Below are 17758 nucleotides of genomic sequence, written 5' to 3'. Positions count from 1 at the left end.
ATCGCTGCATAGTTGAACAGTGATGTTCAGCAGTGTTCAGCGTAAATGTATCAGTGCCATGCCTACAGCACCCTATGTTGCTGCGCCACACTGAACGGGAACCGCACCGCTGTCGCGATTAGGAAGTTGGGTTGGCCGCCAACAACTGTTCCCCCCTCAACATGCGGGCAGCAGCGCTGAGCAGCTCCTCTTCCAGATAGGGCTTGGTGAAGTAGGCAGTTGCTCCCAGCTCCCGTGCTGTTTGCCGGTGCCGTTCTGCCCCCCGCGAGGTGAGCATGGCAACCGGGAGATGCTTGAAGTTGCTGTCTTCCCGCAGGCGGGTGAGCAGTTCTAGGCCGTCCATCCGCGGCATCTCGATGTCGCAGAAGATGAGGTCGCAGGGCAGGCCGCCGCGCAGCTTTTCCCAGGCATCCTGGCCATCCCGCGCCTGTTCCACCCGGTAGCCCACCTTCTGGAAAGACATCGAGAGCAGCTCCCGAACGGTGATCGAGTCGTCCACGATCAACACGGTGGTCTGGCGCACCTCTTCTGGGGTTGGCTCCTCATCCCGGTGATCCAGCCAGAAGCGGTTGAGATCCCGACGGCGACCGTGGGCTATGTCCACCAGCTCGATGATGTCGGCAATCGGCAGCACCCGCCCGTTCCCCAACACCGTTGCCCCAGAAATGCCCGGCGGCTTGGGCACAGGCCCGCGCAGTTGCTTGATCACGATTTCCTGCTCTTCCACAAAGCTGTCCACCTGCAGAGCAACATACTGACCGGCACTTTGCAGGATGACAATGGGAATGATGCCCTCATCCTGAGTGATGCTGTACACCTCAGAACGGCTGCGGCTGTGGCTGCGGCTGTAGGCCAGCAGATTTGAGAGGGGCTGGAAGTGAAGACGCTGATCCCGCCAGAGAATTGAGGGCCGCCCCTGCTCATCCGGCTGAACTTCGTCGGCAGGAACATCCAGCATCTCCTCCACGCCATCCAGGGGGAAGGCGATCAGGGCTTTGTCGCTGACACACACCATGGCCTTGGAAATGCTCAGGGTGAGGGGGAGGCGGATGGTAAAGGTGGTTCCTTTGCCCCGCACAGAATCCACTTGAATGCTGCCGCGCAGATCGGTGATGTTGCGGCGCACCACATCCAAGCCAACCCCCCGCCCGGCCAGATCGTCCACCTCGCTGGCCTCGCGAACGCTGAAGCCAGGGTGGAAGAGAACGTTGAACACTTCGTCTTCGTCGGCTTGCTCCGACAGCAGCCCCAGCCTTTGGGCCTTGGCCTTGACCTTCTCCACCGGGATCCCGGCGCCATCGTCCGAGACGATGATGATGGTTTGGTTGCCCTGATAGAAGGCCTTGACGGTGATCTTGCCCTCAGGGGGCTTGCCCGCCCGCCGCCGCTCCTCAGGGGTCTCGATCCCGTGTACCAGGGCGTTGTTCACCAAGTGGGTCATGGGGTCATAGAGCTCCTCCAGGATGGCCTTGTCGATGAGCGTGTCACGGCCTTCCACCACCAGGCTGGCCTGCTTGCCCGTTTTGATGGAGAGATCCCGAATGGCGCGGGGCAAGCGGTCGGCAACTTGCGAGAAGGGCACCATGCGCGCCCGGTTCAGGCCCTCTTGCAGTTGGGTGGTCACCTGGCGAAATTGGCGGGTGATCTGCTCTGCCTCATCCACGGCAAACTCGATGTCGGAGGAGGACTCGCGCACCCGCACGATGAGCTCAATGATCTCCTGGGCCAGAGCGTGGAAGGCCGTAAACTGGTCCATCTCCAGCTTGTCGAACTCTTGGCCGGAGGAATGACTCCGCCTTCCTCGGCTGGATCCCTCCCCATTTCGACCGAAGCCCACCGTTACCGTGCCGCCATAGGCTGAGCTGCTGCGGCTGGAGAACAAAGCCGATTCCAGCAAGGAGCGGTCATACTGATCCCGCATGCGCTGGCCCAGATCCCCTAGCTGTTGCACACGGCCCAACAGGCCATCCAGAAACTGGCGCAGACGGGTTTGGTTTTGCTCCATGCTGTTGCGGATGACCACCAACTCTCCCACCAGGTTGTTGATGGAGTCGAGGTGGCGCACCTCCACCCGCATCACAGGGTTGCTGAGGGCAGCAGTTCGCCGTGAAGTCGGCCCAGTTGCCGCCGGGGCAGCTGCTGCTGGGGTGGGGGTTGCTGGAGCAGCAGCGGCAACTGGCGGCGAAGGTGCTGGCGCCGCAGCAGGTGCTTGGGCAGGAACCTCGAGATCGCCCAGGAGCGATTCCAGCTGGGCTGCAAAGTCGTCAGCAGCCTCGCCGCTCGCGGCTGCAGGGGATCCCACAAGGGGGGCGATAGCCTTTTCTAGCTCAGGGGTTACCGCCGGCTCGGCAGCGTCGAAGAGGGCGGCCAAATCGTCCAAACGGGGAGCCGGAGCAGCTTCCAGCGCCTCTTCCTCTGGGGTCTCGGCCTCGCCAACAGGAACGGCTAAGGATTCATCTTCTGCAAACAGGCTGGCCAACTGGCTTTCCAGATCGTCCTCCGCAGGCTGGAGGGCATTTTCTTCCTCCAGTGCGGCAACCGGCGGCTCTGGCTCAGACACGGGCACTTCCGCCAGGCTGCTCGCTTGCAAAGCTTCTGTGTCCTCCAGGAAGGTGGCAAGATCCAAGGGGGGTTTTTCTTGGGGCGCTTCCCCTTCTGCAAAGAACTGGCTCAACTCATCCAGATCCACCTGGTCGTAGAGCTCCGCTCCGCTAGCGCGACCGCCATCGGCATCCATGGCCGAGAGGGATCCCCTGGCCCCCAGGCTCAGTTCTTCTGGGTCGGATTCCTGGGTGAATAGGGCATCGAGACGGTCGAAGGAGAGCTCGGGGGAAGGGGCGACTGCCTCCTCAGCCGTGGGTTGCAGGTCTGCGAAAGACTCCTCCTGGACCGGGAACAGCTCCTCCAGAAGCGCCCACTCCTGGGCTTCTGCTGTGTCCCCAGCTGCTGATTGGGTCAGGGGGATGGAGTCCCCATCGGACGCCTCCTCAAGGGTCTCGCCGGCGAAGAGATCCCCTAGGCTCAGCTCGGCTCCGAAGTCTGGAATTGGCGATTCCCTCGGCTCATTGGCCATGTCGGGCGACGTGGGGAAGGGTTCGCCGATAAAGAGATCCCCCAGTTGCTCAGCTTCGGCAGCATCAGCCTCAGCGATGTCCAGGGATGGGCCAAAAGAGGGATCCAAAAATACGGAAGGTTCACTTGCTTCCGGCATCGACCAAGCCGGATCGGCTTCTGCCGCAGGGGTGGAAAAAAAGCTCTCCAGGCTGTCTTCGGCAGTATCGAAGGCAGCAGAGTCAGCGAACTCTGAGGATCCCACCTCGTCGGAACCCGACTCTGCCAGATGATCTGCTGGGATGGAAAAATCCTCCGGCTGGATGTCTGCGGGAAATTCAGCCCAAAGATCTGCTGCGATTTCCCCATCCTCAAGGGTCTCTTGAAGGGGTGGAGACGGCTCAGCCGCCCAAAGATCGGCCTCCGGCTCACCAGCGGGAACGGCCTCAACGTCAGGAAGCTGAGACCCTTCTTGCCGGGAGGCGCTCTCTACGGGAAGTTCCTCAATCTCGAATAGCGCCTCTACCCCAGCACTTGCGGCTGCGTCTGGGACAAAGCCGGATCCCTCGCTCATGTCCGCAGCAGCGCTCCGGTCAGTCGGCTCCTGTCCAGCATCCCAGGCGAGCTCAGCAGAGACAAACCCCTCTGTCTCTTCACTCACCACTTCGGCAAACAGCTCCGCTAGATCTGCCTCGGCTCTCTCCTCGTCCAACCTTGGGCTCAGATCCTCAAAGGTCTGGGAGAGGGGCTCAGGAGAAGGAGGGATCAGCTCTGTTGGGAACTCTTCAATATCAGACAGCGCTTCTGCGTTGGCGAACAGCTCGTCAAAGGCCGAGGTGGCTTCTTCCTCCAGATCCAAGGGAGTGGCATAGAGCTCCGCTCCGCTAACGCGACCGAAGTCGTCCGCAACAGAGGCCAAGTCAGCTCCCTGCCCGTCCTCTTCTGGGCTTTCTGCCGGCACGGCAGCTGTCCTCCAGTCTTCCTCCCAAGCCGCTTCGGCTCGGATCCCTGGCCAACTCAGATCCAGATCCCCCTCTTCCGCGGGAGCAGATCGGTGCTCTGAATCTGTTCCCGCCAGCGGGACGGAGTCCTCAGCAGTGCCCACTTCCCAAAGGGATGAGGGCTGTTCCGCCGCCAGATCTCCGCTTGCCTCTGCGCTCTCCTGCTCCGGCAACCGGTCGGCTCCGAGCTCATCTCCATCAAAAGAGGTCTCGGCGAGGGTTACCGCCTCTGGCACCGGCTCAGCTTCCCAGCTCAGATCGGGGGTAGCGCCTTCCTCCGCAGGGATCCCAGCAGCCACAGCCCAATCCTCCGAGGCACCCTCCTCGGGTTGGGGGAACAGCGGCTCTGCCTCAGACTCCCAAGCCAGACCAAGCTCGAAGGGCTCGCAGACTTCTGGCTCTTCAGGGGCTGCCGGAACAGGGCGGAAAGCCAGCAGCTCAGCCGAGGGCTGAATGGTGTTTGCCGCTCCATTGGCCAGAGCCTGGTGGGCTTGCTTCAGATCTCTCAGCACCGGCAGGGCCAACTGCCGCAAATCCTGGCTGGGATCCGCCAAAATCTCGCCCACCAAGCGGGTCAAGTCTGTCCAGCCTCCCAGTTCCAGAGCCGAAGATTGCCCCAAATCCTGCAAAGATTGGGCCAGAGCTTGCAGAGCCGGTCGAGTGGCCGGGTCGTCAGGACGTTTGAACAGCTCCAGCATCTGGCGCAACAGGGCCGGGATCTGCTGATGCACCACCACCTCAAGAGGATCCGGTGGGGCAGGGGGGGCAGCAGGGCGAGCCAATTGTTGCAGTTCTGAAGAAGGGGCAACCTGTTCGGCCTTGCCGGCTAGGATGAGCTGCTGTCCCTGCTTCAAATCCCGCAGGGCGACCAAAGCCAGAGCACGCAGGTCGGCATCGGGGTTGCCCAGAGCTTGCTCGAAAGTTTCCGTCAACTGTTGCCAGCCCGCCAGATGATGAACTTGTCCGATCTCCTTGAGAACGGCATTCGCCGCTGCCAAGCGCTCTCGGACATCTGGCTGATCCCGTTGTTTAAACAGCTCCAGCATCTGGCGCAACTGCTGCGGCACCACCTCCGCCATGTCCTGCTGTAGGGTGCGAACCGCCGGCGACGAGACGGGAGTTGGAGCAAGGCTGGGAACAGTGCCCTCGCCAAGAAGATTTTGAATGTGCCTTTCGGTCTCTTGAAAAACCGGCTCCAGTTCCGCCAGGGTGGTGTTGCTGACTTCTTGGGTGAGGCCGCGGGGGCTCTGCAGCTCCTCCAACAACATCGAAAGCCCATCAAAAGCCCGCAGCAGCAGGGTTTCCAGGTGCTGGTCGACAGGCACTCCGCCTGGACGGGAGCGAAAGATGTTGAAAAAATCTTCCATGCGGTGGGCCGTCCGTTGGATGCTGGTGAGGCCCAGCATGGCAGCTCCCCCCTTGATGGAGTGAGCAGCTCGAAACAGCTCGTTGATCAGCTCGGGATCGCTCATGCTGTCCCGCAAGCTGAGGAGCACTTGTTCAATCGTTGCCAAGTGGTCGCGGGCTTCTTCGATGAAATAACTGAGGATCCGCTTTTGTGCTTCTTCATTCATGGCAGGAGGCCCTTCCTACAGCCCACAGGTATGCATCAGTAATAGCAGACCGGACAGATTGAGGCTCGCCTGAGCGAAGAGTCCGGCCAAAAGTCGGAACAGGGGGATCCCAGTGGCATTTGCTAAGGATCGATAACGTCTCCTGCATAGGGATCCTTGTCCCTAGAATGCCCTCAAAACAGCAGATTTGCTCATTCATCCCCAACCCGGAAGCGACCGACAGAAGTTTGCAACTCGCGGGCGATGCTCACCAACTGTTGGAGCGAAGCTGCCACCTTCTGCGCCTCCTTAGAGGTCTCGTTGGCGGTCAACTCCACCGATTGCATCACCTGCGCCACAGAGCGAGAGGTTTCCGTTTGTTGCACGGTGGCCTGAGAGATCGCCCGCACCAACTCGTCGATCCGGCGACTGACCTCGATAATCTCGTCCAGGCTGTTCTTGGCCTGCTCGGCCCGCCGCGTCCCCTCGATCACCAGTTGGGTGCCTTCTTCCATAGCCGTCATCACGTTGCCGGTTTCCGATTGAATCTGCAACACGATCTGCTCGATCTCCTTCGAGGCTTTGGCAGCTCGGTCGGCCAGTTGTCGCACCTCATCGGCCACGATGGCAAAGCCCCGTCCCGATTCCCCGGCTCGTGCCGCCTCGATGCTGGCGTTGAGGGCAAGCAGGTTGGTGCGCGAGGCAATTTGAGAGATCAAAGCCACAATTTTGGAAATTTCCTGCGAGGATTCCGCCAATCGCTTCACTTTGCGGGTGGTTTCTGCCACGGTTTCGCGAATTTCCAGGATGCCACTTACCGTGCGATCCACAGCTTCTCCACCCCGAGCGGCTGCTTCTGTGGCTTGGGCAGTCACGTTGGCCGCTTCGCGGGCGTTGCTGGCCACCTCTTGAATGGAGTCCGTCATCTCCTGAATGGAGTTGAGGGAGTTGGAAATCTCCTCCGCCTGGCGCAAGGCGTCGGCAGAGAGGCTGCGGGCAAAGTCCTCGTTCTGCAAGGCGGCATCGTTCACGGCGGCGGCGGCCCGCTTCACCTGGCTGACAATGTCTCGCAGACTGCGAATGGTCAGGTTAAAGGAGTCGGCCACAGCCCCCAGCACGTCGGCAGTCACCTCTGCCCGCACCGTCAGGTCTCCACGGGCAGCCCCTTCCACGTCGTCCAGCAGGCGAATCACCTGGCGCTGTAGGTCTTCCTTAGCTTGCCCTTGCTCGGCAGCCCGCTGGCTCAGTTCGGCGAAGTTGGCTTCAAGGGCAGCCGCCATCTGGTTAAAGCTGTCGGCCAAGCGCCCCAGCTCATCGTGGGTGTTGGCTGTGGCTCGTACTGAATAATTCCCCTGGGCCAAGGCGGCAAAGTGGCCGGCCAGCTCTTGGGCGGTGGAGCGAATTTGTTTGGCACTGCTGGCCCCGAGGATAACCCCTGCTCCTGTGCCGATCAGCCCGCCTCCAATCACCCCGGCAATCAAGCGAGCTCCCCCATTGGCCGGGATCCCAAGGCCAATCGCCAAGCCGGCAGCCAAACTCACAGCTCCTTGGATAAGCGCTATGGCCAATTGCCGATCCCCAATCGGTCGGTTGGCGATCCCAGCAGAGGTTCTTGCCCCTTGTTCACCTACACTGGGAATAGGGAGGGAGGCCGTGGGCAGCAGAACTTGGGCCGCTCCGCTGCCGGTCTCCGCCATTGGGCTCATCCCCCCGGTCGCCCCCTCATCTGGGCGGAAGGCACCCACCGGCTCACCGCCATCCATGCCGGCAAGTTCGCGATCCAGGCTGTCTAGCTCGTCAAGATCGAAAAGACCAGGGCTGGGACTGGCAGTATCTTCGTCGGGAGCAGGGATCGGCTCACTCATGGGGGCAGCCAATTCGGTCGGCAGGCCTTCTTCCAGGGATCCCCCTTCCTCTTCCTCAAAACCAGGCAGGGAGAAGCCCATCTCGTTGGGAAAATCGGCATCGCCGGCCAACTGCGTAATGGAGTCGAAGTTGTCTTCTAGGGCTTCCAGATGCTCTCGATCGAACTCGTTGAGAAAGGCAAAGTCATCTTCGACCACCGGATCGGTTTGAGGCCCGCCCTCTTCCGAGCCTACCCGTCGCGAGGTGGCCGGTGGTGTTACCCGAGAATGGGTCGGCATCGGGTGAGATAAACCCAGCGGATCAGCCTCCGGCATTTGCAGCCCGGTCTCCAAGGGATCCCCAAATCTCTCTTCTCCCATGAAATCGCTGCCAAGGCTGTCTGCCTCCAGTGGAAAGGGATTCTGAGCAAAGGGATCCGCCTCCTCTTCCCCCATCTCCTCGAACTGCAAGAAGGGATCGGCAGCAGGGAAAGCCTCTTCCGAAAAGGCATCCGACCCAGGTGCAAACTCATCTGGAGAGCGAAACTCGTCCGCTTCTGGGGAATCGGGAAGATCCGCCAGCTCCGGTGCCATTTGCAACAGCTCTTCTAGACCCTTCCGGGCCGACTCCAGCTCATCGGGATCACTGGCTGTTTGTAAAATGGTGTTGTAGGTTTGGCGAGCTTCCAACAACTGCCCAGCTTGTTTTTGTGCCAAAGCCAGCAGCAGCTTGACAGCAGTATCTTGCGGTTCAGCAGCGGCCACTTGGTTGAACAACCGCACCGCCCGGACGTAGTCTCCCTGCCAAAAGGCGGCCATCGCATCGGTGTAGTCTCTCTGACTGTTCGCGCTCGGAACCATGGATCCTCCCTTCACTGCTTGCCTACCTCTGTTCACGCGTCAACACAGATGCAAACGGAACGCCCCCAACACCTCAAAACCCCATGGATGCAGGCTATCCCCCCTTTTCCACATTCAGTCAAGCAAGAGTGGGCCTTTCTGCCGCCGTCTCAGGGCTTACCCTCAACAGCCTCGACACGCATCGGTAGGGGATAGATTTGGTCCAACTTTCCCCATTGTGGCTGGAGTTAGCTTGGATCTTTGATAGGAACTATACACTTTCCTCCCGCTGAGCTCCCAGGGGGCCGTCTGTCAACCCCAACGATTGGATCGCAGGATGGCCGACTGATCCAGCAATGGCAAGCGCGATCCCGTTCCGGGCACCACCCATTCCCCTCGCAAAAAAGGAGCCATGGACTCAGGAGCCGTGAGGGCAGGCCGCACCAATTCAGTCTTCAGCCACTCCATGCCTACAATTAAATCCACAGCCAAGCCCATGAGCAAATCCTGTTGATCCATCACGGCCACCACAGGAATCTCGGCTCGGTCGATGTTCAGGGGCGGGCTGATCCCCAAAAATTGCCCCAGGTCTGCAACCCAGATGATCTCGCCCCGCAAATTCAGCGTGCCCAGCAAAACTGGGTCCACATTGGGCATGGGGGTGATTTTCTCTGGGCCAATGCTCATCACCTCCACAACCGATACCGCTGGCAGCGCAAATTCCTCCCCGGTGGCAATCTTGAACTTTAGGAATAGCTCACCTTCGGGAGCCTCCATCTCCCGCAACTCTTGGGTCTCATCCCCCATCAATAAATCCAGATCCCCTAGCATGATGCTCCCCCGCATGGATAGTCTTGTGGACTGTTGATCCCGCCCCCCTCCCTGCTTAAAACGCAGAGTCGTTCTCAGGACCTACCGAAAGGCGCGGAAGCAGAAGGGGCAGCTCTCAGCCTCTCAGTAATTGCTTAATCGTACCCACCAGTTCCTGGGGCTGGAAAGGCTTGGCAATGTAGGCATCCGCTCCCTGGCGGATCCCCCAGTAGCGGTCAAATTCTTCGCCCTTGGAAGAACACATGACGATGGGCGTTTTTTGGGTGAGAGGGTCGGCCTTGAGAAGACGGCACACCTCATAGCCGTTCATGCGCGGCATGACGATGTCCAGCACGATCAGGTCGGGTTTGTTTTGCTTCACCGCCTCTACGGCCTCCACCCCGTCTTCCACAGTCATCACCTCGAAGCCGTTTTCCTGCAGCAGCTTGCTGATCATCTCCCGCTGGGATTGGCTATCTTCCACCACCAAAACGCGACTCATTTCCGATTCATCTCCCGCAATTGATGTTTGATGGTCGCCAGGAGCTCTTGGGGCTTAAAGGGCTTGGTTACATAGGCATCCGCCTGGTTGCGCCTGGCCCACTCGATATCAAAGGTCTGGTCTTTGGTGGAACACACGACGATGCGAATGTGCTTGGTGCTCTCATCCCCCTTCACTTCCCGGCACACCTCATAGCCGTTCATGCGCGGCATGACAATATCCAGCACCACCACATCAGGCTTCTGCTGGCGAATGCACTCCATTGCCTCTACGCCGTCTGTTGCTGTGGAGACTTCCAAACCGTTCTCGGAAAGCAAGCTGGAAATGGTCTCCAGGTAGGTACGGTTGTCATCCACCACCAGCACTTTGCTCATCGCCGTCTTGCTCCTTTTGCACTCCCGCGCAACCGTCGGGCTGCTTTGACTGAGGTTTGCTCTTGTAACCTCACCTGGCTCCCTGGCTCCGGGCCGGCCATGCTACCCCTATTGTTTCGGTGAGGCCACTCTTCTGTCCAGTACTTCGCCTATAGTCTTCTGTGCCAACATTTTGGCTACCCCAACGCCTATTCGCCACCGCCCCGTTTGGGGGGAGGGCCCACGTAGGATTCGACAATGGTCAACAACTCCTTTTCCGCAAAGGGTTTGCTCAAAAATTCGTTCGCTCCGGCCATGCGGGCCTTAATCCGGTCGGTAAAACCATCCTTGCCGGTCAGCATAATCATGGGGGTTTCGCGGAACTGGCTGGATTTGCGCAACATGGCGCACAGCTCATACCCATCCAATTTGGGCATGGCCACATCGCAGAGAATCATGTCGGGGTTGAGAAGAAACACCTGTCCCAGCGCTTTGAGAGGATTGCCGATGGTGGTAACCTGGTAGCCCTCGTTTTGCAGGATGAACTCTACGGTTTTTTGGATGGCCATGGAGTCGTCGATGCAAAGAATGTGGCTGGGCTTATCGCTGGGTTTGAGGGGACGGCTGGGCTTGGGCTCCGCGATCAAGACGGGCTCGGACAGTTGAATGGCCCCTTGGCGGACGTAGGGATAGATGGCCTTGGCCACCGCCAGGGTGTCTCGACCCAGGTAGCGACCCATCTGGCGAATGCTGGTTTTGCCGTCTGACCACTCGCTCAGGGCTTTGAAGACGGGGGCGGGCAGGTTTTGCTGGAGCGGCAGGGGGTTGACGATGGTGGGAGCTTGGTTGGGAGCTTGGATGTAGGGGTGCAGCTTTTTCCACTCCTGCACTTGGGCTACGATCTCGGTGAGCAGGGGGGTAACGGGGAAGGTGGTCAATTGGGGGGCCAGGGGGGATCCGGCCTCAAAAATGAAGGAACCCTGGTGGAGGCTGAGCAGGTCGAAGAGGACTTCCCGCACCATGCCCAGCAGGATTTGCTTGCCCTGGTTGGGGTTGAGCTTGTGGCTTTCCAGCAAAGACCAGAGGCGGTTGTATTCGGGGGCGTTGACCGCGGCTTTGTGGGGAATTTGAATTTCCTCCAGGGCGGCTTCCAGCTTGAAGCGGTGCAGATAGTCTCTGAGGCGGGCAATGTTCCCTTCCGTTTCAGAGGCGTAGATAATCCGCCCATTCAGGAAGAAGACAAACCAGTAGACAGAGGGGCTGGCCTCTACAAAAAGCTCACCGGTGCGCTGGCCCAGCTCGATGAGCTGAAGGATGCTGCGGATATCGATCTCTTGTAGTTTTCCTTGCATGGGATCCCTGCCTGCAGTCCAGCAAGATACGTCCATTATGACGCTAGTCTTTAACTGTTGCTGCCCCGCCGGTAAGGCCATTTTCGGGAAGAGGGTTAAAGTTTAAAAAAGTTGGGGTTTGACTTGGGCCGAGCGCCTGCATTCCCCGAGGTATCTCTGGACTCCAGCAGACCCTCCCAATTAGAGCAGAATGGAGAGAACTGCCACCAGTAAACCTGTTCTTTGAGTAACCTATGCTGCCAATTCTCACCTCTTGGGTGCTTGGCCCACTGTTGGCGCTCTACACCCTCCTGTTTGTGCTGCGCATCTTTCTGTCGTGGTATCCGCAACTGGATACTTCTCGGTTGCCCTACTCGTTGGTGGTCGGCCTGACGGAGTTTCTGTTGCGCCCGACCCGCCGCCTGATCCCGCCGCTGGGAGGTGTGGACATGGCCCCTGTGGTTTGGGTGGGCCTGGTTACCCTGTTGCGGGAGGTGTTGCTGGGGCAGCAGGGGCTGCTGACAATGGCCCTGCACTGAGAGCGTTTTTGCCAACCATCTCTCATCGACTCTGCAAAATTGGGATCCGCTCGCCGAGGCTCTGGAAAGGCTGGCCCTCGGCGCCTTCTCGGAGCTCCTCCTGTCTCTGTCGCAGTTGCCGGATCAGCTCCGGCACCACCTGGTAGAGATCCCCGACAATGCCGTAGTGGGCAAATTTGAAGATAGGAGCGGCGCTGTCTTTGTTGATGGCAATGATCGTCTGGGATTTGTCCATGCCCACGCGATGTTGAATGGCCCCAGAAATGCCGCAGGCGATGTAGAGCTGGGGGCGGACGGTCTTGCCGGTTTGGCCCACCTGGTGGGCATAGGGGATCCACCCAGAATCCACGGCCTTGCGGGAGGAGCCGACGGCGCTGTTGGGAAAACAAGCGGCCAACTCCCTCAACAGCTCAAATCCCTCTGGGGATCCCAGCCCGTAGCCGCCGGAAACGATCACCTTGGCGCGGGTGAGATCTACCGCCTGGGACAGGTTGCGCACCGTTTCCACAATCTGCAGGCGCAGATCGCCGGGATCCAAGTTGACCGGCACCGGGATCACTTCCCCCTGGCGGGATCCATCCCAGGGCAGAGGCACCATCACCCCTGGGCGCACCGTGGCCATTTGGGGGTTTTTCCAGGGGCCAAGGATGCGAGCCTTGAGAGATTCGCCGAAGCTGGGCCGGATGGCATAAAGGCAGTCGGGGAAGAGGCCGGACTTGCTGGGATCTTTGCTGTTGGTGTACTCGAAGGGGCCAATGTCCAGCTCGGTGCAGTCAGCGGTCAGGCCGGTCTCCAGGTGGGCGGCCAAGCGGGGGGCCAGATCTCGCCCGGTGGTGGTGGATCCCAGCAGGATGGTGTGGGGTGGTTGGGGCCAGCTTTTGATCAAGTCCGTGATCACCCGGCGGTAGGGCAGGGTGCGGTATTCGGCCAACTCCGGATGATCGGCGATGAAGACTTGATCTGCCCCGTGGCCGATCAGAATTGGGGGCAAGTGGGCAATGTTGTATCCAAGCACAAGAGCGCTCAAGGTGGCTCCCAGCTTATCGGCCAGCCGCCGCCCGGCCCCCAACAACTCTAAGCCAATGGGCTGCAGTTCCCCGTTCACCTGCTCGGCGAAGACCACTATCCGCTTGCGATCCATAAAACTGTGACTCCTAGGTTGAGATCGGGATTGAATCGGGTCGAGGGCAATCTTGGGTGTTGCAATTGCGACGAGGTCAGCAGAGTCTTTCTGAGTTAACTTTTCACTGCCCAAAACCGGGAGCTTTCGCCGGCTAGCCACCCTGGGATCGATAGATGAGACGATGAGGATTGAAAGGTGATGGAGATAAGAATTGGCCAGAGGGATGCAAGGCAGAAGATCTAGGAAGTTGCCGCGTAGCGGAAGAGGTCAACGGCCTGAGTTAGTTGGTTGACCAGTTGGGGGACGGATTGTCCCTGAAAGACCTGACAGTTGCCGCCAATTTCCCCCACTTTTTCGGTGGCAGCCACGATGGTCGGAGATCCCTTGAGACCGCAGCGCTCCGGGTCTGCCCCCACATCGTCCAAGTTGAGGATCTGGATTGCCTCGGCCCGTGCCATTTCATCCCGCATTAGCCGCTGCACCCGCTGCACACCCCGTAGAGTGGGGTAGGCCAAACGCCGAGCGGAATTGGCCACCGTAATCAAAACCGGCAGGGGCACCATTACGATTTGGGATCCCCCTTCGATGGCCCGCCGCGCCACCAGGATCCCATCCCGAATCTCGAAGGCTTCGCAATAGGTGACCTGAGGGATCCCCAACCGCTCCGCCAACTGCGGCCCCACCTGGGCCGTATCGCCGTCGGTGGTCTGGAGCCCGCAGAAGATCACATCGGGCCGGCCAGCATAGCGAACCGTCTGGGCCAGAGTATAGGCAGTGGCTAGGGTATCGGAAGCGGCCAAGCGGCGGTCGGTCATCAAAATACCCCGATCCACCCCGTGGGCAATGGCCTCGTAGAGCACCTCAATGGCCGGGGGTGGCCCCATTGTAATTGCCGTTACTCTCGCCCCGTGTTGCCGTTTGGTTTGCAGAGCTGCTTCCAGTGCATAGCGATCAAAAGGGTTTAACATCCGCTTGGCCTTGGCGCGATCGATCGTGCCGTCACTGTTGATGCCGGCCTTGGCGTTTTGATCGGGAACTTGCTTAATCAGAACAAAAGTTTCCAAGGGCCTAAACTCCCTAGTGATCCCCTCCAGGTTAAAAGGGATCCCTGGGCGCCACACACTTATTCAGCTTTTTTTCGGGATCGGAAAAGCCACCCCGGCATTAAGCCCTCATAAGCTGCCTTTCCCAGCACATTGGTTTCCCAAGTTTAAGTAACCTTAAACAAAGTTTGAGATATTTCCTCACTGCTCTGGGTCGCTTGCGGTTCTCCCCTCAAGAGAAATTTGGGCTCCCTCCTGTGAACAGGACAAGCTTTGGGAATATCTCGCTTGGATGACAGAGCCAATCGCGACAGCGGGCCGTAGGCCTTTGAGCTACGTCTCTCACCGGTCATCGAGAAAAGTTGACCAGCTGGCAGGAAGGGCTAGCTGTCTGCAAAAGTCAACAGACAGAGGCCTCAAAGTTGGTACCGGATCATCCAGATCAGCCGATCATCCGCTCGGATTTTGGGGGAAGCAGGCTGTTGTCAAACACTTTCTTCAAAGGGGGCTTGCTAGACAAGCCAAAGCCATCCACCACCTGAGCAATTGAGGTTTCCATACGAGCAGGCACTACATCCCCCAAACCAATTTGTCGCACCTCATCGGTAACAAACAGGCGCGGCATGGCCAGGGTAAGGCGCAATTTCTCAATTGCCGTATCCAGCACTTGTCCGTCGGCCTTGGCTTTGTCCAGAAGGGCCAACATGTTGCCATCGGTGTCGCGGATGGTGTCTTGCCAACCCTTAACATACGCCCGCAAAAAAGCTTTGAGCTGCTCCGGTTTTTCCTGCAGCAATTGCACACGAGTGATGAGCGCATTGCCGTACAGCTCAAGGCCATAGTCGTTGTAAAGGAAAGCCGTGATGTCCTCCAAGCTGACGCCGCCCCGCACCAGATTGGGCATGGCCGAGGTCATAAAGCCGCTGATGGCATCCACCCGACCTTGGATGAGGAAAGGTTCGCGCAACTGCGGCTCCATAGTTACCCACTCCACCGAGCCCGGATCGATGCCGACTTGCTTGGCAAAGACCGGCCAGAGCCGACGCGGCGCATCCCCTGCCGGTGCTCCTAGCTTCTTGCCCGCCAGTTGGGCCGGCTCCCCAATGCCCTTATCTTTCAAGGTGTAGATGCCAAAGGGAGAGCGATTGAAGTGGACATAGATCGCTACCAAGGGCACGTCCGGATTTTTGGCATTGAACTCGATCATGGAGTAGGGATCCCCTTCCCCCAGGTCGTACTGGCCAGCGGCAATCTTGGTGATGGAATCGGCGGAGCCATAGCCGCGCTCGTAGGTGACCTCCAGCCCCTCTTCGGCGAAGTAGCCCTTCAAGATCGCCGTTACAAGGGGGGTATCCATCGAAGAGGGCAACCAAGAGAGGGTAAACTTCAGGGGCGTCAGTCCCTGGGAAACCAGAAGCGGCCCGCGGCTCTGAGCCCTCGCCTTTAGCCCTCCAACGGCAACCCAAGAGGCAGCCGCAGCAGCAGATTGAAGGAATTGACGACGCGACGATTTCGGGATGGACATACTAGTAAACTCCACAGCAGCTGTCTCAGCAGAAATCCGCAAGCGGGAAGGCGAGCATTACCGCCAAACAACTTAGCAAAGCAGAGTTAAACTTTTGTATTCGGTGATACTTTGTACCCAAAAGCTTGGCCTAAAGCTCTGTCCCGTCAATTTGTCAGAGCCATCTTCGCAAAGCAGGCGAGCAAAAGCAAAGTTTGGCTGGAGGAGCATCTATTCTTTTGTCAGATTTTGTCAGAGCCGGTTGGCTGTCGATATGATGATGCTTTTACTGCCCCAGGCATCCCTGGAACCTCTCTCGACGTCTGCCGACACGAACAGCCATGGCCACTCAACCCGTATCCACCTCGCTGATTCGGTTTCTCACCGCCGCCGTAGCCGAGAGCATTCGACGGGCCTCAGAGGCGGGGCAACTGGGATCCCTGGCCCCCCAGCAAGCCGCAGCCATTGCCCCCGTGATCCAGATCCCCAGCGACCCTCGCTACGGCGATTACGCCTGTCCCACCCCCCTGGGCATGGCCAAGCTCTGCCGCCTAGCACCGGCCCAGATCGCCCAAACCCTGCAAAAACACTTGGATCTGCCGGACATCGAAACTCAGGTGGCGGGAGGAGGGTATCTCAACTTCCGGCTGGGGGATCCCTTTTTGGCCGAGCGCCTGCAGGAGCTGCTGCATCTGGGAGAACACTTCGGCAAAACAGCCATTCCCCATCCTGAGCGCATTCTGCTGGAGTTTGTCTCCGCCAACCCGACGGGGCCTTTGCACGTCGGCCATGGGCGCTGGGCTGCCGTTGGCTCTACGTTGGCCAACTTGCTGCACTGGACGGGCCACCAGGTGGAGCGGGAGTTTTACATCAACGATGCCGGCAACCAGATGCGGCTCCTGGGCCAGTCTCTGGAGGTGCGGGTGCGGCAACTGCAGGGGGAAGAGGTGGCTCTGCCCGAAGATGCCTACCATGGCAGTTACTTGGTCGATATTGCCCGGCGGCTGTTGGGTCAGGTCAAGGCCGGGATCCGCCCTCTGCCCACCACCCTAGAGGAGTACACCGATTTTGCCTATGGGGAAATGCTGGCCTGGCAAAAGCAGACCCTGCAACAACTACGCACCGAGTTTGATCACTGGTTTAGCGAGCGCCGCCTGCATACCCCCGATCCCCAGACAGGCCTGAGCGCCATCCAGCAAGCTTTGCAGGAGCTGCAAGAGCGCGGCTTTCTCTACAAAGCCAAAGCGCCGCGGGGTGAGGATCCCAAGCCAGGGGCCGAAGAGGCCGTCTATTTCAAAACCCAAGAATTTGGCGACGACAAGGATCGGGTGGTGCAAAAGGCCGATGGTTCGTTCACTTATCTAGCCGCCGATATTGCCTACCACCGGGATAAAGTGCAGCGGGGATATCACCGGCTGATCAACATTCTTGGCTCAGATCACCATGGCTATATCGGCCGCTTAAAGGCGGCGGTGGGTGCCTTCAGCCCAGATGTCAAGCTGGAAATCTTGATTGGACAATTTGTCAAATTGTTCAAAACCGACCCGCAAACCGGTGAGAAAACCGAAGTGCGCATGTCCAAGCGCACCGGCAACTTTGTCTCACTCAATGACCTGATCGAAGATCCAGAAATTGGCGTGGGGGTCGATGCAGCCCGCTGGTTTTTGCTTAGCAGCAGCATGGACAGCCCCATCAACTTCGATTTGGATTTGGCCGTCAAGCAAACTTTCGATAACCCAGTCGTGTATGTTCACTACAGCCATGCCCGCTGTTGCACTCTGCTGCGGCGGCTACAGGAAGAAGAAAAGGTTGAACTGACCAACAAAGTCCCTTTGACGGAGCAACAAAAACTGCCCTACAAAGAGCCAGAAGAGCGGGCCCTGCTGCTGCGCTTGTTGGCCTTGCCGGATGAGCTGATCGCCGCTGCCGAAGAGCGCGCTCCCCACAAGATCATCCGCTATGCAGAAGCCATCGCCGCCGATTTCAACAAGTTTTACGACAACTGCCGTATTTTGCCGCTCTTGAAAGAGGATCCCCTTTTGGCCCAAGCCCGCATCCAATTGGTGCAGGCCACGCAGCAGGTTTTGTTTAACGTCCTCACCGGCATTCTCGGCCTGAGCGCGCCGGAGTCTATGTGATTTACGAAGGAGTGCCGTAAGGCCCCCAGCTCACGCTCTGGGCGGAAGCCAGCTATAGCGGTCGCGAGTAGGTCAATTGCAATAAACCGTTCCACAACGCATAGTCATTTATCTCACCGTCAAGGT

The 17758-nt window shown here is 59.0% G+C and carries 11 protein-coding genes; 2 read left to right on the top strand and 9 right to left on the bottom strand.

The window, feature by feature from the left end; translation table 11 throughout:
- Positions 1-118: 118 nt before the first annotated feature.
- The 6 genes from NW829_RS06880 to NW829_RS06855 all read right to left on the bottom strand — a co-directional run bounded on the left by NW829_RS06880 (position 119) and on the right by NW829_RS06855 (position 11306).
- A complete protein-coding gene (locus NW829_RS06880; protein ID WP_414416740.1) occupies positions 119-5626 on the bottom strand; it encodes a response regulator in 5508 nt (1835 codons plus the stop codon).
- 191 nt (positions 5627-5817) lie between these two features.
- Positions 5818-8310 carry a methyl-accepting chemotaxis protein gene (locus tag NW829_RS06875; RefSeq protein ID WP_414416739.1) on the bottom strand — a complete coding sequence of 831 codons (2493 nt, stop codon included), beginning with the start codon at positions 8308-8310 and terminating at the stop codon, positions 5818-5820.
- A 291-nt stretch (positions 8311-8601) separates the two neighbouring features.
- Positions 8602-9120 carry a CheW domain-containing protein gene (locus tag NW829_RS06870; RefSeq protein ID WP_414328792.1) on the bottom strand — a complete coding sequence of 173 codons (519 nt, stop codon included), beginning with the start codon at positions 9118-9120 and terminating at the stop codon, positions 8602-8604.
- Positions 9121-9235: 115 nt separating this feature from the next.
- A complete protein-coding gene (locus NW829_RS06865; RefSeq protein WP_011433531.1) occupies positions 9236-9601 on the bottom strand; it encodes a response regulator transcription factor in 366 nt (121 codons plus the stop codon).
- Complete coding sequence (locus NW829_RS06860; RefSeq protein ID WP_414399005.1) at positions 9598-9975, bottom strand: response regulator; 378 nt, start codon at positions 9973-9975, stop codon at positions 9598-9600. Before NW829_RS06860 ends, NW829_RS06865 begins: the two co-directional genes overlap by 4 nt.
- 188 nt (positions 9976-10163) lie before the next feature.
- A complete protein-coding gene (locus NW829_RS06855; RefSeq protein WP_414350115.1) occupies positions 10164-11306 on the bottom strand; it encodes a response regulator in 1143 nt (380 codons plus the stop codon).
- A gap of 233 nt (positions 11307-11539) precedes the next feature.
- Between NW829_RS06855 and NW829_RS06850 the strand changes: the two genes are divergently transcribed.
- A complete protein-coding gene (locus NW829_RS06850; RefSeq protein ID WP_011433534.1) occupies positions 11540-11824 on the top strand; it encodes a YggT family protein in 285 nt (94 codons plus the stop codon).
- Between the two features lie 22 nt (positions 11825-11846).
- On the opposite strand, the gene NW829_RS06845 is transcribed toward NW829_RS06850, so the two are convergent.
- The 3 genes from NW829_RS06845 to NW829_RS06835 all read right to left on the bottom strand — a co-directional run bounded on the left by NW829_RS06845 (position 11847) and on the right by NW829_RS06835 (position 15347).
- Positions 11847-12965, bottom strand: a complete 1119-nt coding sequence (locus tag NW829_RS06845) for an electron transfer flavoprotein subunit alpha/FixB family protein (RefSeq protein ID WP_414416738.1) — start codon at positions 12963-12965, stop codon at positions 11847-11849.
- A gap of 221 nt (positions 12966-13186) precedes the next feature.
- On the bottom strand, positions 13187-14011 hold the full coding sequence (locus NW829_RS06840; protein ID WP_414416737.1) for an electron transfer flavoprotein subunit beta/FixA family protein: 825 nt from the start codon (positions 14009-14011) through the stop codon (positions 13187-13189).
- Positions 14012-14432: 421 nt separating this feature from the next.
- Entirely contained in the window at positions 14433-15347 is a 915-nt protein-coding gene (locus NW829_RS06835; RefSeq protein WP_414416736.1) for an ABC transporter substrate-binding protein, read from the bottom strand.
- A 488-nt stretch (positions 15348-15835) separates the two neighbouring features.
- On the opposite strand from NW829_RS06835, the gene argS reads away from it, so the two are divergent.
- A complete protein-coding gene (argS, locus tag NW829_RS06830) occupies positions 15836-17632 on the top strand; it encodes an arginine--tRNA ligase (RefSeq protein ID WP_414416735.1) in 1797 nt (598 codons plus the stop codon).
- Positions 17633-17758 lie beyond the last annotated feature (126 nt).

The organism is Synechococcus sp. R55.8 (genome assembly GCF_047461895.1).
Taxonomy (GTDB): Bacteria; Cyanobacteriota; Cyanobacteriia; order Thermostichales; family Thermostichaceae; genus Thermostichus.
This window is presented reverse-complemented; position numbering and strand designations above follow the sequence as displayed.

Excerpts from the sequence above, each read along its gene's own strand:
- NW829_RS06835 (WP_414416736.1), bottom strand. The coding sequence starts at position 15,347 with ATGGATACCCCCCTTGTAACGGCGATCTTGAAGGGCTACTTCGCCGAA.
- NW829_RS06865 (WP_011433531.1), bottom strand. The coding sequence starts at position 9,601 with ATGAGTCGCGTTTTGGTGGTGGAAGATAGCCAATCCCAGCGGGAGATG.
- NW829_RS06880 (WP_414416740.1), bottom strand. The coding sequence starts at position 5,626 with ATGAATGAAGAAGCACAAAAGCGGATCCTCAGTTATTTCATCGAAGAA.
- argS (WP_414416735.1), top strand. The coding sequence starts at position 15,836 with ATGGCCACTCAACCCGTATCCACCTCGCTGATTCGGTTTCTCACCGCC.
- NW829_RS06870 (WP_414328792.1), bottom strand. The coding sequence starts at position 9,120 with ATGCTAGGGGATCTGGATTTATTGATGGGGGATGAGACCCAAGAGTTG.
- NW829_RS06875 (WP_414416739.1), bottom strand. The coding sequence starts at position 8,310 with ATGGTTCCGAGCGCGAACAGTCAGAGAGACTACACCGATGCGATGGCC.
- NW829_RS06845 (WP_414416738.1), bottom strand. The coding sequence starts at position 12,965 with ATGGATCGCAAGCGGATAGTGGTCTTCGCCGAGCAGGTGAACGGGGAA.
- NW829_RS06855 (WP_414350115.1), bottom strand. The coding sequence starts at position 11,306 with ATGCAAGGAAAACTACAAGAGATCGATATCCGCAGCATCCTTCAGCTC.
- NW829_RS06860 (WP_414399005.1), bottom strand. The coding sequence starts at position 9,975 with ATGAGCAAAGTGCTGGTGGTGGATGACAACCGTACCTACCTGGAGACC.
- NW829_RS06850 (WP_011433534.1), top strand. The coding sequence starts at position 11,540 with ATGCTGCCAATTCTCACCTCTTGGGTGCTTGGCCCACTGTTGGCGCTC.